General features: G+C 46.8%; 18 protein-coding genes. 3 read left to right on the top strand and 15 right to left on the bottom strand.

Features of this window, described 5'->3' with window-relative positions:
* Positions 1 to 12: 12 nt before the first annotated feature.
* From rpmC to EJL91_RS11070, 11 genes are all read right to left on the bottom strand, one after another.
* Positions 13 to 216, bottom strand: coding sequence for a 50S ribosomal protein L29 (gene rpmC / locus EJL91_RS11120; RefSeq protein ID WP_125141996.1), 204 nt, complete (start codon positions 214 to 216; stop codon positions 13 to 15).
* The gene (gene rplP / locus EJL91_RS11115) at positions 206 to 643 is read right to left on the bottom strand and encodes a 50S ribosomal protein L16 (RefSeq protein WP_125141995.1); all 438 of its coding nucleotides are present in this window, start codon (positions 641 to 643) and stop codon (positions 206 to 208) included. Before rplP ends, rpmC begins: the two co-directional genes overlap by 11 nt.
* On the bottom strand, positions 643 to 1,299 hold the full coding sequence (rpsC, locus tag EJL91_RS11110; RefSeq protein WP_125141994.1) for a 30S ribosomal protein S3: 657 nt from the start codon (positions 1,297 to 1,299) through the stop codon (positions 643 to 645). Before rpsC ends, rplP begins: the two co-directional genes overlap by 1 nt.
* A 12-nt stretch (positions 1,300 to 1,311) precedes the next feature.
* Positions 1,312 to 1,698 (bottom strand): 50S ribosomal protein L22, encoded by a 387-nt coding sequence (gene rplV, locus EJL91_RS11105; protein ID WP_125141993.1) that lies wholly within the window; start codon positions 1,696 to 1,698, stop codon positions 1,312 to 1,314.
* Between the two features lie 28 nt (positions 1,699 to 1,726).
* The gene (gene rpsS / locus EJL91_RS11100) at positions 1,727 to 2,008 is read right to left on the bottom strand and encodes a 30S ribosomal protein S19 (RefSeq protein WP_003497851.1); all 282 of its coding nucleotides are present in this window, start codon (positions 2,006 to 2,008) and stop codon (positions 1,727 to 1,729) included.
* 20 nt (positions 2,009 to 2,028) lie between these two features.
* Positions 2,029 to 2,871: a 50S ribosomal protein L2 gene (gene rplB / locus EJL91_RS11095; RefSeq protein ID WP_125141992.1), complete on the bottom strand. Its 843-nt coding sequence runs from the start codon at positions 2,869 to 2,871 to the stop codon at positions 2,029 to 2,031.
* A 227-nt stretch (positions 2,872 to 3,098) separates the two neighbouring features.
* A complete protein-coding gene (gene rplW / locus EJL91_RS11090; RefSeq protein ID WP_125141991.1) occupies positions 3,099 to 3,398 on the bottom strand; it encodes a 50S ribosomal protein L23 in 300 nt (99 codons plus the stop codon).
* Positions 3,398 to 4,018 (bottom strand): 50S ribosomal protein L4, encoded by a 621-nt coding sequence (gene rplD / locus EJL91_RS11085; protein WP_125141990.1) that lies wholly within the window; start codon positions 4,016 to 4,018, stop codon positions 3,398 to 3,400. The genes rplW and rplD overlap by 1 nt, the downstream gene beginning before the upstream one ends.
* A 27-nt stretch (positions 4,019 to 4,045) precedes the next feature.
* Positions 4,046 to 4,681: a 50S ribosomal protein L3 gene (gene rplC, locus EJL91_RS11080; RefSeq protein ID WP_125141989.1), complete on the bottom strand. Its 636-nt coding sequence runs from the start codon at positions 4,679 to 4,681 to the stop codon at positions 4,046 to 4,048.
* 124 nt (positions 4,682 to 4,805) lie between these two features.
* Positions 4,806 to 5,123, bottom strand: coding sequence for a 30S ribosomal protein S10 (gene rpsJ, locus EJL91_RS11075; RefSeq protein ID WP_125141988.1), 318 nt, complete (start codon positions 5,121 to 5,123; stop codon positions 4,806 to 4,808).
* Between the two features lie 531 nt (positions 5,124 to 5,654).
* Positions 5,655 to 6,323: a sugar O-acetyltransferase gene (locus EJL91_RS11070; RefSeq protein ID WP_243125308.1), complete on the bottom strand. Its 669-nt coding sequence runs from the start codon at positions 6,321 to 6,323 to the stop codon at positions 5,655 to 5,657.
* A gap of 129 nt (positions 6,324 to 6,452) precedes the next feature.
* On the opposite strand from EJL91_RS11070, the gene EJL91_RS11065 reads away from it, so the two are divergent.
* Entirely contained in the window at positions 6,453 to 7,340 is an 888-nt protein-coding gene (locus EJL91_RS11065) for an AraC family transcriptional regulator (protein WP_125141987.1), read from the top strand.
* Between the two features lie 129 nt (positions 7,341 to 7,469).
* Here the strand turns inward: EJL91_RS11065 and EJL91_RS11060 are convergent, their stop codons facing one another.
* Positions 7,470 to 8,855 carry a cell wall-binding protein gene (locus EJL91_RS11060; RefSeq protein WP_125141986.1) on the bottom strand — a complete coding sequence of 462 codons (1,386 nt, stop codon included), beginning with the start codon at positions 8,853 to 8,855 and terminating at the stop codon, positions 7,470 to 7,472.
* A 119-nt stretch (positions 8,856 to 8,974) separates the two neighbouring features.
* Between EJL91_RS11060 and EJL91_RS24570 the strand changes: the two genes are divergently transcribed.
* Together EJL91_RS24570 and EJL91_RS11055 are read left to right on the top strand one after the other, a co-directional pair.
* Positions 8,975 to 9,121: a hypothetical protein gene (locus EJL91_RS24570; protein ID WP_164516814.1), complete on the top strand. Its 147-nt coding sequence runs from the start codon at positions 8,975 to 8,977 to the stop codon at positions 9,119 to 9,121.
* Positions 9,122 to 9,129: 8 nt separating this feature from the next.
* Positions 9,130 to 9,999, top strand: a complete 870-nt coding sequence (locus EJL91_RS11055) for a class I SAM-dependent methyltransferase (protein ID WP_125141985.1) — start codon at positions 9,130 to 9,132, stop codon at positions 9,997 to 9,999.
* Positions 10,000 to 10,008: 9 nt separating this feature from the next.
* Here EJL91_RS11055 and EJL91_RS11050 read toward each other — a convergent pair whose 3' ends face one another.
* From EJL91_RS11050 to EJL91_RS11040, 3 genes are read right to left on the bottom strand one after another with little or no spacing between them, the layout of a single operon-like run.
* Complete coding sequence (locus EJL91_RS11050) at positions 10,009 to 11,070, bottom strand: acyltransferase family protein (RefSeq protein ID WP_125141984.1); 1,062 nt, start codon at positions 11,068 to 11,070, stop codon at positions 10,009 to 10,011.
* A gap of 26 nt (positions 11,071 to 11,096) precedes the next feature.
* Positions 11,097 to 12,455 carry a S8 family peptidase gene (locus tag EJL91_RS11045; RefSeq protein WP_243125307.1) on the bottom strand — a complete coding sequence of 453 codons (1,359 nt, stop codon included), beginning with the start codon at positions 12,453 to 12,455 and terminating at the stop codon, positions 11,097 to 11,099.
* Positions 12,456 to 12,485: 30 nt separating this feature from the next.
* Positions 12,486 to 14,342: an alpha-amylase gene (locus EJL91_RS11040; RefSeq protein WP_243125306.1), complete on the bottom strand. Its 1,857-nt coding sequence runs from the start codon at positions 14,340 to 14,342 to the stop codon at positions 12,486 to 12,488.
* Positions 14,343 to 14,402 lie beyond the last annotated feature (60 nt).

Here is a 14,402-nt window from a genome sequence, read left to right as displayed (position 1 = left end):
CAGAAGTAACGATTAAGCGTTTGCCTTCTCTGTAATAACAGTCTGGATTCTGGCGATGTTCTTGCGAACTTCTTTGATTCTGCTCGTGTTATCTAACTGATTTGTTGCGTTCTGGAATCTCAAGTTGAACAGTTCCTTTTTAGCAGCTACTAATTCTTCACTTAATTCTGCAGCCGATTTGGCTTTTAAGTCTTCTACGTACTTATTAATTTTCACTGTTATCACCGCCTTCTAAATCTGCTTTAGAAGCAATTTTGCACTTGCAAGGAAGTTTATGCATTGCAAGACGAAGTGCTTCTCTGGCTGTCTCCTCTGGTACACCCGCGATTTCAAATAATACGCGGCCTGGTTTAACAACTGCTACCCAGTATTCAAGTGCGCCCTTACCAGAACCCATACGAGTCTCTGCAGGTTTTGCTGTAACTGGCTTATCCGGGAAAATTTTAATCCATACTTTACCGCCACGTTTGATGTAACGGGTCATGGCAACACGGGCTGCCTCTATCTGATTGGATCTGATCCAGCACGGCTCTGTGGAAACCAGACCATACTCTCCGTAGCAAATAACATTGCCTCTTGTAGCTTTGCCGGCCATAGAACCACGGAACTGTTTACGACGCTTTACTCTTTTAGGCATTAACATTATTTATCTCTCCCTTCCTTATTTCCTTTAGCAGGAAGAACTTCGCCTTTGTAGATCCAAACCTTAACGCCTGTCTTGCCGTAGGTTGTTTCTGCCTCAGCGAAACCATAGTCAATATCTGCTCTTAATGTCTGAAGCGGGATTGTACCCTCGCTGTAGAACTCTGTACGGGCCATATCTGCACCGCCGAGACGTCCGGAAACAGATGCTTTGATGCCCTTAGCTCCTGCCTTCATGGATCTGCCCATTGCAGACTTCATGGCACGACGGAAGGAAACACGGTTCTCTAACTGCTGAGCAATGTTCTCAGCTACTAACTGAGCATCTCTGTCAGCTCTCTTAACTTCTTTGATGTCAACAAAGACTCTCTTGTTTGTTAACTTCTGAATCTGTACTTTTGTCTTCTCAATCTCAGAGCCGCCCTTGCCGATTACAACGCCAGGTTTAGCTGTGTAGATGATGACTTTAACTTTATCAGATGCACGCTCGATTTCGATTTTGGAAATGCCAGCGCTGTATAATTTCTTTTTCAGATATGTTCTGATCTTGTGATCTTCAACAAGGTTATCAGCAAAATCAGCTTCAGCATACCATTTTGAGTCCCAGTCTTTAATTACACCGACTCTTAAGCCGTGTGGATTAACTTTCTGTCCCATATTTGCCTCCTTTTATCTCTCATCAAGCACGATCGTGATGTGGCTCATTCTCTTTTCGATTCTGTAAGCCCTGCCCTGTGCTCTCGGTTTAACTCTCTTCATTGTCGGTCCCTTGTTTGCGAAGCACTCTGCTACGTAAAGGTTTTCCGGGTTCATCTGGTTGTTATTCTCAGCATTGGCAACTGCTGATTCGAGTAATTTTTTTATTAAAGTAGAAGCATATCTGGGATTGTAAGTTACAATACCGAGTGCGGTCTGCACATCTTTGCCTCTAATGGCATCTAATACGAAACATGCTTTCTGAACAGATACTCTGGCATAAGACAGCTTAGCTGATGGTCTTGTATCCTTCTGTGCATTTCTTTCTCTCTTAATTTGGGATCTATGTCCTTTAGCCATTGGTGAAACCTCCTTTCAAAAGCGTAAATTACTTACGGCCTGCTTTCTTTTCGTCTTTTCCGTGGCCTCTGTAAGTTCTTGTAGCAACGAACTCTCCGAGTTTATGTCCAACCATATCCTCTGTAACATATACCGGAACGTGTTTTCTGCCATCATGAACTGCGATTGTATGACCTACCATCTGTGGGAAGATTGTTGAACGGCGGGACCAGGTTTTGATAACCTGCTTCTGGCCTGCTGCGTTCATATCATCCACTTTCTTTAAAAGATGAGCGTCTGCAAATGGTCCTTTTTTAAGTGAACGACCCATTGAATTACCTCCTTGATAACTTACTGTTTACCGTTTCTTCTTCTTACGATTAACTTGTTGGAATGTTTGTTTTTCTTTCTTGTCTTAAGACCAAGCGCTGGTTTGCCCCATGGTGTACATGGACCTGGACGGCCGATACCGGTCTTACCTTCACCACCACCGTGTGGATGGTCATTCGGGTTCATAACGGAACCGCGGACTGTAGGTCTGAATCCCATATGACGTGTTCTACCAGCTTTACCGATATTAATCAGGTTGTGGTCTCCGTTTCCTACAACGCCGATTGTTGCACGGCAGATGATCGGAACCATTCTCATTTCACCGGATGGTAATCTAAGGGTTGCGTATTTTCCTTCTTTAGCCATTAACTGTGCGGAGTTTCCTGCGGAACGAACTAACTGTCCGCCTTTACCCGGATAAAGTTCAATGTTGTGAATCTGAGCACCGACCGGAATCTGGCTGAGTGGTAAACAGTTACCAACTTTTGCTTCTGCCTGTGGGCCGCTCATAATTTTTGTTCCTACCTGTAAACCGGCCGGAGCAAGGATATATGCTTTCTCGCCGTCTGCGTAGCAGATTAAAGCGATGTTTGCTGTTCTGTTTGGATCATATTCGATTCCCAGTACAGTTGCCTGAATTCCATCTTTGGAATTTCTCTTGAAATCGATGATTCTGTATTTTCTCTTAGCACCGCCTCCGCGATGTCTAACTGTAATCTTACCCTGATTATTACGACCTGCGTTCTTCTTACCTAACGCTACAACTAATGATTTCTCCGGTGTTGTCTTAGTAATCTCAGAGAAATCAGAGCCTGTCATCTGTCTTCTGGAAGGTGTATATGGGCTGTATGTTTTAATTCCCATGACTCTAACTCCTTTCGTTCAACGCCTCCTGGCGTTTCTTTACGTTTTTAGAAGCCGCCCTGCGGACTTACGGATTCCTCCGTCTGTCCTTCGCAGACTTCATTCTTTATCACGGCATAGTGTTCGCCGTATAGTTGCCAAACAACGGAAAGCGCGCTTCGCGAACTTTTCATTGCTGCTCAATCAAAGCCGTCTCCGGTGGTTCCTTCAACTAAGCTGTTCTCGTCCTACAGACCGCTGAAGATTTCAATCTCTTTGCTGTCTTCTGTGAGCTGAACGATTGCTTTCTTTGTCTTAGCTGTTTTACCGAAGGTCATACCTCTTCTCTTTGTCTTACCGTCGAGATTCATGGTATTAACGCTCTTTACTTTTGTTCCTGGGAACATTTTTTCAACAGCCTCTTTGATCATGGATTTGTTTGCTTCTGTATGAACTAAGAAAGTATATTTCTTATCGCTCATAGCGTTCATGCTTTTCTCAGTTACCACTGGTTTGAGGATTACGTCATAGTACTGTACGTTTGCCATTATGCATACACCTCCTCGATAGAAGCTACAGCAGCCTTAGTTGCCACTACTGTGTTATATTTTAAGATATCGTATACGTTGATTGTGTTTACGGATGCAGTCTTAACTGTAGGAATGTTTCTTGCAGATAATACTGTGTTGCCGCATTCGTCATCTAAAACAACAAGTGCTTTGTTCACTTTGAGGTTGTTCATAACGCTCTGGAATTTCTTTGTTTTGATCTCGTCGAAGTTCATTGCATCTACAACGATGAATTTATTCTCGTTCACTCTGCTTGATAATGCAGACTTAAGAGCAGCTCTCTTCTCTTTCTTGTTTAACCGGATTGTGTAATCACGTGGTGTTGGTGCAAATACTACACCGCCGCCTGTCCACTGAGGAGCTCTAGTTGAACCCTGTCTTGCATGACCGGTTCCTTTCTGTCTCCACGGTTTCTTACCGCCTCCGGAAACTTCGGAACGTGTTTTAGCTTTCTGTGTTCCCTGACGTTTGTTAGCTAACTGAGCTACAACTGCAAGGTGTACTAAATGCTCATTCACTTCTACACCGAATACAGCATCGTTTAACTCTAATGTGCCAACTTCGTTGCCTTCAATATTGTAAACAGATACGTTTGCCATCTGTATGTTCCTCCTTTCCTTTAAAGCTTACTTACCAGCTTTTACCGTTTCTTTCACTGTTACTAAGGATTTTTTAGGTCCTGGCACTGCGCCTTTAACAAGGATTAAGTTGTTGTCTGTATCTACTTTGACAACTTCCAGATTCTGGATAGTAACTTTTACGCTACCCATATGTCCTGGCATTCCTTTGCCCTTGAATACGCGGCCTGGTGTGGTTGCAGAACCGTTGGAACCCTGATGACGATGGAATTTGGAGCCGTGAGCCATAGGTCCTCTGCTCTGGCCATGTCTCTTGATGGCGCCCTGGAAACCTTTACCTTTGGAAATAGCAGTTACGTCAATCTTATCGCCTGCTGCGAAAACGTCTGCCTTGATTTCGTCTTTTACGGAATACTCTTCAGCATTCTCAAAACGGAATTCTCTTACATATCTCTTGTAAGCAACGCCTGCCTTGTCAAAGTGTCCCTTAACCGGCTTTGTGACAAGTTTTTCTCTCTTGTCAACGAAACCAACCTGTACTGCTTTGTAACCGTCGTTCTCTTCCGTCTTAACCTGTGTAACAACACATGGTCCGGCCTGAAGAACAGTTACTGGAGTTAAAACTCCGTCTTCGTTGAAGATTTGAGTCATTCCGACTTTCGTAGCTAAAATCGCTTTCTTCATTTTTTGACCTCCTGTCTTTTTCTACAGCGGAACGCGGGATTCGCGTTCATCCTAGAACAGTCCAGAAATCTATCTAAATCTGTTAGGATATGCATTAAATGCTTAGCTGCTGAATATTCGCAGCTTATTTTGTTTTCATCTTTACGTCGATGTAAACACCAGCCGGCATTTCGAGTCTCTGCAGTGCATCAACTGTCTTCTGGTTTGGAGCAATGATGTCGATGAGTCTCTTGTGAGTTCTCTGCTCAAACTGCTCTCTGGAATCTTTGTACTTATGAACAGCTCTCAAAATTGTTACTACTTCTTTCTTTGTTGGTAACGGCACCGGTCCGCTCACCTTTGATCCGTTTTTCTTTACAGTCTCGATGATTTTTGCAGCGGAGCTGTCTACCAGCTGATGCTCATAAGCTTTTAATGTGATTCTCATTACTTGACTTGCCATAAAAAAAGTCGCCTCCTTTTCGTACTATTTAAGCACGACAAGCGGTGACTGTACACATGCCCGGGTGTGTCCTCATGAACCTCACACGGAATCCTTCATCTACTTCCGGATAATTCTGTAGTTGTACAGTGACTTGTCGCCAGTTTCCTAACTTGACATTCGCTCCACGGAAAACCTGCCCTATCTCAGACAGCAACCTCTCGTTTCACAGCTATCATGCCACAGCTTTGATATCATATCATACATTTACAGGGATTGCAAGGATTTTTTACACTTTTTTTCTCCGAATTTCACGAAATTCCGGGACTTTTTTCAGTGAAATTGTACAAGAAAAATTTCTGTAAAAACGGCTTTTAATTCGGAATCTGGAGACGGTAATTTTCGTATGCCGCCTCCATATCCCCTGATTTTATATTTCCCTGTTTTTGCTTATTTTATCATTTATGCTCATTCTTTTTTAAAGTAATGGAATTTTTTATATTTTCCGCTGTCTTTATTTGTGTTTCTTCCTATTATATATAGCGAAACGTTTCAAATGACGTGCCTGCCGTCAAATGTTTTAATTACCTTGCATGGATTGCCAACGGCAAGGCTGTTTGCAGGGATACTTCTGTTAACAACACTTCCCGCCCCGATTACCGAGTTATCACCGATTGTCACGCCGGGCAGAATAACGGCACCCCCGCCAATCCAGACATTCCGCCCGATTATGATCGGTTGCGAGGTAATATGGAAAAACGGCCGGCCGGAACCGGGCGTCCAGTTTTCTACCAGCCTTTCATCAGGCTGTACCGGATGAGTCGCCGTATACATCTGGACATTTGACCCGATCAGTGACTTGTCTCCGATTTCAATTCTGTTGCAGTCCACAAATGTACAGTTAATATTAATCATTACATGATTACCAATATAAATATTTTTTCCATAGTCGCAATAAAATGGAGTATCCACGGCCACATTCTGTCCAACGGTCCCGAACAGTTCCTCCAATATCGTGCGCCGGATCGTCCGTGCGTCATAGTCGGACTGATTATACATATTAGTAAGCCGTCTTGCCCTTTTGATAATTTCAAGTATTTCCGGAGCATTCGAAATAAAATCCTCTCCCCCGAGTGATTTCTCCATTTCCGTTCTCTCCCTCCGTACTTCGTCCTGCCCCTGTTTTCCCTTTGAAACAGCAGTTCTGCATTCCTCCTGCACTGTAAATATCCTCCTTTCCAATTGTGGTTTGTACCCTCTTATCTTATAATAGATGGCAATAGAACGTAAGAGATAATTGTACGGCGAGCTTATACTTTTGTTCATATTAAAAATGAAAAGAGAACAGAAATGCAAAACACAATTTATATCAAACATGAGATTGCGAATATACTCAATATTGCTAAAATCATCACTATCCATTATTTTGAATTCGGAAAGAACTATCGTTTTCACGGCGAAAGCCACGACTTCTGGGAAATCATGTACGCAGATAAAGGACATGTATGCATCACCAAGGGCGAAAAGGAGTTCATGCTGGAACAGGGAGAGATGCTGTTTCTTCGTCCGAATCTGTATCACAACCTCTGCTCGGACGGAAAACACTCGGCTAATGTATTTTTTATTTCTTTTGAAACATCTTCCGCTCCCATGAGTTACTTTGAAGACAAGGTGATAAAGATACCGGAACATTTAAAAAAGCTGATTTCAGAAATTATAAGAGAGGGGAAATCCGCCTTTATTCTGCCTATGCCGGATCCTAAAATCCGTAAACTGATTCCGAAAGAGGATTCCATGATCGGTTCCCAGCAGATGATACGGCTGGACCTGGAAAAACTTCTCATCATGCTGCTGAGGTATGAACAGCAGAATGACTCGAATCATCAGCTTTTCACCTCAAAGTCAAAGTTTGATGATCACATTGCGGCACAGATCAAACAAATGCTGGAGGACAATATTTATGGAAAAATCACCGTTTCCCAGATCAGCGAACGGCTTCATTATGGAAAAACCCATTTGTCTGCCGCATTCAGAAAAGTGTACGGCAGAAGTATGATCAACTACTATACTTATTTAAAGGTTGAGGAATCTAAGAAGCTAATCCGGGAACAGAATCTCTCCATACAGGAAATATCGGCCTGTCTGAAATTTGATACGCCGCAGTATTTTTCAAAACGCTTCAAACAATATACGGGGATGTCCCCAACAGAATATCTTTTGTCGGTAAAGATGGATTGACCGTTACTTTCCAGATGCCAAAAACTCTTTTATATTATTAACAAAAGAAGGAACCGCAGTACGCCCGAAAATCCGGCATTCTGCGATTCCTTCCTTCTCTATATTACAGTCTATCTGTAAAACTCTGTTTTAGTCTTCCCAGTAATCAGGTTCGATCGGCTCACGCGCCAATGACTTCCCGTCGTCGCTCTGCTCATCCACCTGAATAATCTGTCCGGAAGAGTTCGTCTTGTACTTTGTACCGCTGGAGTCCTTAACCGTCGTGGATTTAACAATCTTCCCTGATGTGCTTACAAGGTAAACTTTGTTATCAATCTTGATGGCCTCATACTTGGTTCCGCTCTCCGCCTTCTGAAGCTTGCCCATGTAGAACAGGTAGTTCTCCTTGACGCCTGTATAGCCGCGGCCTGCTTTGGTACCGGATTCAGTGAAGTAGAATTCGCTTCGTGTTCCGTCGCCTTCCTCCACGGTTCCTTTCCCTTTCACAACAGAGCTTGTGGCCTTGTTGCCAAAGTAGTAGCATGCATATTCATCCGTGCTGCCCACGCTCAGACGTCTCAGTCCGTAGACCGGGTTGCCCTTCTCATTAAAGAGATAAGTAATGCCGTTAATTCTCACCAGATCACTTGTGGATGCCTCCTCGGCGGACGGTCCCACCTTCGGTGTGCCGTTGCTGGAGAAATAGTACCATTCCACCTCATTCCCCAGATCCATATTCAGGTCGGAATCTTCAGGAGGCGTTGTGGAGTACCAGCCGGTCTGCACCTTTCCGTTGTCCTGGAAATAACGGTAGTTTTCAAAGCTGTCGTCAGACTTGTCGCCCATGTTCACCCAGCCGGTCTGCATTGCCCCCGTCTCGCTGAAACAGTAGTATACACCGTCAATCTTATATAACTTATAGTCTCCGCCGCTGATGTTCGGCACATATTTCTTGCCGGAGCTCTGGAAATAATACCAGTGCTTGTCCTCATCATCTCCAAACGGCACCGTCTTGTCATCAAAGGAATCGTCGTCGTCCGGATCCTCCAGATACTGCCATCCGGTGCGCATCGCCCCGTCGGAACCGGTGTAATAAGTATCATCATCCACCCAGCCGGTCTGCATCGCTCCGTCACTGTCAAAATAATAATATTTATTATCTATCTTGGACCAGCCGTCCGTCACTACCTTGCCGCTGTTTGCAAAATAATACCAGACAATTGTATTCTCCTCATCCCAGCCCGGATTCTTCTTCTGGAGCTTGACCCACTTATTCGTTGTCATGATACCGTTGCTGTCCACATAGTACTCATCATCAACCCAGGAATTCACTGCCATTACTCCCTGGGAATTCAGGTAACGCCAAAGACCGTCGGCACCCTTCTTCCACTCATTTGTAACCTTATAATTATTAGAATCGTAATAAACCCAATCAGATCCCGACTGCTGCCAGCCTTCCGCGTATGCAGTCAGAGACGCTGTTCCCAATGCAAGCATCATGGAGAGGGCAAAAACGGTGATTCCTCTCTTCCTCATATAAATTCCTCCCGTTGTATACAGTACTCTACAATACATTCTATCAGGGGAGGAGAAAATGTTCAAGCAGAATTATCTTTCAATTTGATTACAATTTGAGAAAGGAGGACGCGGCCACTATGTATCGGTTATGCGGAGCATTCGCTCAGACAATGGCAGGGCGGCGGCTTCTGCTTTTGCCAATTATGTTTGACACCTCCACCTCCACCAGATATAATTATCTGAGGAAACATGAATACTATGGTATCTGCCAATTGAAAGGATAAATAAAACTATGTGGATTGCCGACGGCTGGAATGATTATGAAGTAATAGACTGTTCCAAAGGAGAGAAGCTGGAGCGTTGGGGGAAGTATCTGCTTGTCCGCCCCGATCCCCAGGTAATCTGGGACACTCCGAAGGAACATAAAGGATGGAAAAAGATGAACGGCCATTATCACAGAAGCGCCAAGGGCGGCGGGGAATGGGAATTCTTTGATCTGCCGGAACAGTGGACGATTGGTTATAAGGGACTCACTTTTAACCTGAAGCCGTTCAGTTTCAAGCATACCGGGCTTTTCCCGGAACAGGCTGCGAACTGGGACTGGTTTGGGAATAAGATTCGGGAGGCCGGACGGCCTGTGAAGGTTTTGAACCTCTTTGCCTACACCGGAGGGGCAACCCTGGCCGCCGCTAAGGCAGGCGCCAGCGTGACCCATGTGGACGCCTCAAAAGGCATGGTGAACTGGGCCAAAGAAAATGCCCGTTCTTCCGGGCTGGCGGAAGCTCCTATCCGCTGGATCGTGGATGACTGTGTGAAGTTCGTGGAGAGAGAAATCCGCCGAGGCAACCGCTATGACGGAATCATCATGGATCCTCCATCCTACGGAAGGGGACCCAAAGGTGAGATCTGGAAGATCGAAGAAGCGATTCACCCCTTTGTCAAACTGTGTGCACAGCTTTTGTCGGAGGAACCGCTTTTCTACCTTATAAATTCTTATACAACCGGACTGGCCCCTTCCGTGCTGACCTACATGCTCTCCACGGAATTATCGCCAAAATATAAAGGGATTGTCCGCTCCGATGAGCTTGGACTCCCCGTAACAAAAAGCGGGTTGATTCTCCCCTGCGGCGCTTCCGGCCGATGGGAATCCTCCCCCCGCTAAATATCCGTATTAACGCCCGCCGCTCAGCAGTTTCCAGAGTGGCGGCATTTTTCTTTTCAGAAATTCCGAAGTTCCCCATGCGAGCAGCACAGCGGCCACGAGCACGGCCAGATACATGAGAAACGCCATAGCCGCCGTATGGGGCAGGACAAATGAGGCCGCCTTGTTGAGCGTCCTGACCACAAGAAAATGAAACGCATATAAGAAGAAACTCTCTTTCATCCAGGGCGCAGGGGACGGCAGTCTGCCCGACGGCAGTGCAATCCAAATCGTCACGGGCGCCAGCAGGCCGTAGAGCACGGCAGTCAGAAAATTTGCATAATGGTGAGTCGTCCAAAACATCCAGATGCAGAGCAGAACGCCCGCTACGGCCGCGCCTTCCTTCAAAATCCACGATACCGCCCCGCTGCCATCCCTTTTTTCAACAAATCTTCCGCCGTGGAGCGCCATATAGGCTCCCGAGGAAAAGTACAGAAGGGCATCCAGGTTCAACACCGGAATGACGGTAGCCCGGCCCAGAAAATACAGCATGACCGCTATCGCAGCCGCCCCCGTCCACGCATTTACCATTACCGCATAGACCGCCGGAGCCAGGGCTATCAAAAGAATTAACTGCTGCATATACCACAGCACCGGATTATACGTATAGTTAATGATGGCGTCCGCCAGGTTTTCGAGGGAGAAGGTCACCGTTCCTTTTCCCGCCACTGCGGACAGGACCGGTATCCTCGACACGACCAGAAAGAGCAGATAATAGAGGGCATTCCATACGATATACGGTATTAATACGCTCCTGACTCTGCGTGTCATTTTCCCCGGAATCTCCTGCCACGAAATACCTCTGTAAAACAGATAGGCCGATATGATAAAAAATCCCGGCACGGCAATCGATGGCACAGCAAGAGAAACCAGACTCTGTGCCAGTTTAAGACCCTCTGCAAACAGTCCGGTTTCTTCCGCTTCTATAAACAAGTCCGCATTATAGCTGTGAATCATCACAACCAGGCAGCTCAGGATAAAAGTCATCCAGGTAATCTTATTTCTGAATTCCGTCTCCGTAAGTCGCTTCATAGATTCGTTCTTTCACCATTTCATAATTAATTATCAGAAAAATTTAAGGCTGCCGAAACATCCAGCATTCCTCCTGTTGCCGTTTTCCCGGACAGGCTCTCCAGCCTGTGCACCGAGTTCAATATTCTTCCCTTAATTTCCGTCAGAGGCAGGCCGGGATCATAGGAATACAGCATGGCCGCAGCTCCCGTCACCATCGGCGCCGCCATGGAGGTGCCGCTCATATAACTGTATTTGTTGCCGGTAACCGTACTTAGTATGTAACTGCCCGGCGCCGCCAGATCTACGCTCTTCACGCCAAAGTTGGAGGCCGGGTCTATCTTGCCGTCAAACCGTAAATTGGCCACCGAAATGATATTATCGAGATCAAAGCTGGCCGGATAGACCGGCAGACTGTCTATGTTATACCCGTTTCCTGAACTGTCGCCGTTTCCCGCCGCGACAACAAAGAGCATGCCGGAATTTTTCATCGTCTGGTATAGTTCTTCACTGTACTTGTTCGTGCCGAAGCTCAGATTGCAGATCACCGCTCCATTATCCTGGGCATAGCGGATCGCCTTGGCGACGTTGTCCGCCGTACCGACTCCGGAAGGCGTTCCAAGCGCCTTGATGCTCATCACTTTCACATACGCCGGATCGCAGATGCCAATCGTTCCCACCCCGTTTCTCGCCGCGGCAATAGTACCCGCGGAATGGGTGCCGTGATCGTCATCCGGGCCTGTAAAGACCTGGTTGTTGTCGGAATAAAAATTCCATCCGTAAACGTCGTCGATATATCCGTTGCCGTCATTATCGATTCCATCACCCGGAATCTCATCCTCATTAATCCAGACAGAACCCGCCAGATCCTGATGGCTGTAGTCAATACCCGTGTCAATCACCGCAACGACCACCTGGCGTTTATCCCCTTTTGCGTCGTATTTCTTCCAGGCAGGTATGATATTAATATCAATTCCCGTCAGAGCCAGCGTCGTTCCATCGCTCTCCCTTGCGGGCCCCGGCCGGTTTTCTCCGGTGTTGCGGTTTCCCAGCCATCCCTGAAAAACATTATCCAGAGGCATCTTCGTGCTGGGCACCAGCTTAAATACGCCGCTGTTAAGTAATGCCCACTGATAATCCCCGTAGGTGTCGGAATACGGCATCGACTGGTAGCCGGGTCCTAATGAGAACACACTCATCTCCGTGCCCTCTGCCGAGCCAAACGCCTCCGCACTGTACCGGCCGGCGGCAAAAATCCCCTCCGCCTCCACAACCTGTACCGGCGCAGGCTCATCGGTTCCCACGTTTGCTGAGGTAAATCCGGTCAGCATCGGAACGGCCAGCGCTACTGCCAGTGCGGCAGTCCATATTCTGTTTTCCAGTAACCGTTTTTGATTTTTTCTCATCGTCACTCCTGAAATTATAACTTAATGATATTACTTCTGAACTCTCTTTAAACCGATAAATACAACCACGCTTCTCGGCGGCACGACAAACTGTTTCTGGTTTTTCAGCACCGGTTCTTCCCCGTTTCCGTAAATACCGTTCTTCTCCCCGTCATCCGTATTAAAGGCCAGGTGCCACTTCATACCCCGCGGCAGCTTGGGCAGGGAGAACTCATGGGGTTCCCAATGCATATTATAAGCCGTGTAAAAATAATCGTCGGGCGTTCCGTCAGTCTTTTGTCCGTATTCACCGCAGTACATAATGCCTAACTGGCGGCGGAAGTTCTCAAACTCCGGGCACCAGGTTTTCACACCGTGGTATGACACGTCGGGATGGCCGCAGACAAGGTAGTCCGTGTTCTTCGGCTCCGTCTCCATGTGGAATACGGGATGCTCTTTTCTGAACGCAATGACATATTTGACAAATTCATAGATATCGCGGTTGCTTTCCAGAAGGTTCCAGTTGAGCCATGAGACCTCATTATCCTGACAATAGGAATTATTGTTCCCGCCTTTTGTGCAGCCGAACTCATCTCCCGCCTGGATTAAGGGGGTTCCCTGGCTTAAAAACAGAAGCAGATACGCATTTCTGAGCTGTTTTCTGCGCATTTGTACAATCTTTTTTTTGCGGCTCGGTCCTTCCGCACCGCAGTTCCAGGTAAAGTTATAATCGGTTCCGTCCCGGTTATCTTCCCCATTGGCCTCATTATGCTTTACCTCATAGGACACCATATCCATCATCGTAAAGCCGTTTGTATTGGCCATATAATTTATAACGCCGCAGCCGGACGGATTCCTTCGGTTTCTGAATATCAGGTTATTCATCTGATCTTCATCTCCCTTCAGTATACGGCGCATGTCCGTCAGAAAGCCGTCGTTGTATTCTCCCAGATGGCGTTCCCCTGCACTCTCCGCCAGCTCCCAGGACGTTGCCAGAAGCTTTGTCTCCGAAAGATAGGGATCGCATAAAAGCAGTCCCGCCGGTGCTAAACCGGAAAGATGGATCCCATCCACATGGTAGCGCGAAACCCAGAAACGTACCGCATCCAGAATCATGGACGGGCTTTCTTTTCCGGTAAAATACAGCTCCACGATCACTTCCAGTCCGTTCTTATGAAGCTCCTTCACAAGACCGCTGAACTCAGCCGCCGGCGCTTTCCCAGCTCCCGACGTATAGGAAGACTTGGGGGCAAAATAGAATCCCTTTTCATATCCCCAGTAATTCAGCTTTCCTGTCGGCTCCGTGCTGCGGTAGGGATTTCCGTCCGACTGATCCGGCATCATCACCTCTGAAAACTCGTACGGAGGAAATAATTCGACTGCCGTAATACCCAGTCCCTTCATATATGGGATTTTCTCCGCAATTGCCTTAAATGTCCCGCGGTCCTCCACACGGGAAGAGGCATGCTTTGTAAAACCCCTGGGGTGAATTCTGTAGATAACCGTCTCATTAAAAGGACGGTTCAGGGGCCTGTCGCCCTCCCAGTCGAAATCACCGGAGATAAACCGGCTTCTTAAGGGGCGGTTCACCGAGGTCAAATCCCCCCACTTCTCCCGTCCGCTGAATTCCCGGCCGTAAACGTCGGGGATTTCCCCCTCCTCCGTCTCCAGGCAGTATTCAAGATCTTTAAAGTCCTCCCCGCAAAGTTCCATGGACCATACATTTCCCACCCGCTCTTGGGTTGAAAAAGGTATCGTCTCTGTCTTCCTTCCGTCTCTGTAAATTACCAGGCTGCATTTATCACCGGAGGCCACGGTGCAGATGTGGACTCCTCTTTCCGTCTCCGTGATTCCCAGAGGGAAATTACCGTGGCCGTTTTGCACTTTTTCTATTTTGCCTGTCTTCACTCGCCCATCTCCAATCCGGCCGTGTAGGCCGAGGTTATTGTGCTTCTAAATGTTATGCTT

This window comes from Clostridium transplantifaecale (assembly GCF_900626075.1).
In the GTDB taxonomy this organism is placed as follows: domain Bacteria; phylum Bacillota; class Clostridia; order Lachnospirales; family Lachnospiraceae; genus Otoolea; species Otoolea transplantifaecalis.
The sequence above is the reverse complement of the archived record's forward strand: the minus strand, read 5'-3'. Positions and strand labels throughout refer to the sequence as shown.

Excerpts from the sequence above, each read along its gene's own strand:
- EJL91_RS11045 (WP_243125307.1), bottom strand. The coding sequence starts at position 12,455 with ATGAGAAAAAATCAAAAACGGTTACTGGAAAACAGAATATGGACTGCC.
- rplV (WP_125141993.1), bottom strand. The coding sequence starts at position 1,698 with ATGGCTAAAGGACATAGATCCCAAATTAAGAGAGAAAGAAATGCACAG.
- rpsJ (WP_125141988.1), bottom strand. The coding sequence starts at position 5,123 with ATGGCAAGTCAAGTAATGAGAATCACATTAAAAGCTTATGAGCATCAG.
- rplP (WP_125141995.1), bottom strand. The coding sequence starts at position 643 with ATGTTAATGCCTAAAAGAGTAAAGCGTCGTAAACAGTTCCGTGGTTCT.
- EJL91_RS11065 (WP_125141987.1), top strand. The coding sequence starts at position 6,453 with ATGCAAAACACAATTTATATCAAACATGAGATTGCGAATATACTCAAT.
- rpsS (WP_003497851.1), bottom strand. The coding sequence starts at position 2,008 with ATGGGTCGTTCACTTAAAAAAGGACCATTTGCAGACGCTCATCTTTTA.
- EJL91_RS24570 (WP_164516814.1), top strand. The coding sequence starts at position 8,975 with ATGTATCGGTTATGCGGAGCATTCGCTCAGACAATGGCAGGGCGGCGG.
- rplC (WP_125141989.1), bottom strand. The coding sequence starts at position 4,681 with ATGAAGAAAGCGATTTTAGCTACGAAAGTCGGAATGACTCAAATCTTC.
- EJL91_RS11050 (WP_125141984.1), bottom strand. The coding sequence starts at position 11,070 with ATGAAGCGACTTACGGAGACGGAATTCAGAAATAAGATTACCTGGATG.
- rpsC (WP_125141994.1), bottom strand. The coding sequence starts at position 1,299 with ATGGGACAGAAAGTTAATCCACACGGCTTAAGAGTCGGTGTAATTAAA.
- rplD (WP_125141990.1), bottom strand. The coding sequence starts at position 4,018 with ATGGCAAACGTATCTGTTTACAATATTGAAGGCAACGAAGTTGGCACA.
- rplB (WP_125141992.1), bottom strand. The coding sequence starts at position 2,871 with ATGGGAATTAAAACATACAGCCCATATACACCTTCCAGAAGACAGATG.
- EJL91_RS11060 (WP_125141986.1), bottom strand. The coding sequence starts at position 8,855 with ATGAGGAAGAGAGGAATCACCGTTTTTGCCCTCTCCATGATGCTTGCA.
- rplW (WP_125141991.1), bottom strand. The coding sequence starts at position 3,398 with ATGGCAAACGTACAGTACTATGACGTAATCCTCAAACCAGTGGTAACT.
- EJL91_RS11055 (WP_125141985.1), top strand. The coding sequence starts at position 9,130 with ATGTGGATTGCCGACGGCTGGAATGATTATGAAGTAATAGACTGTTCC.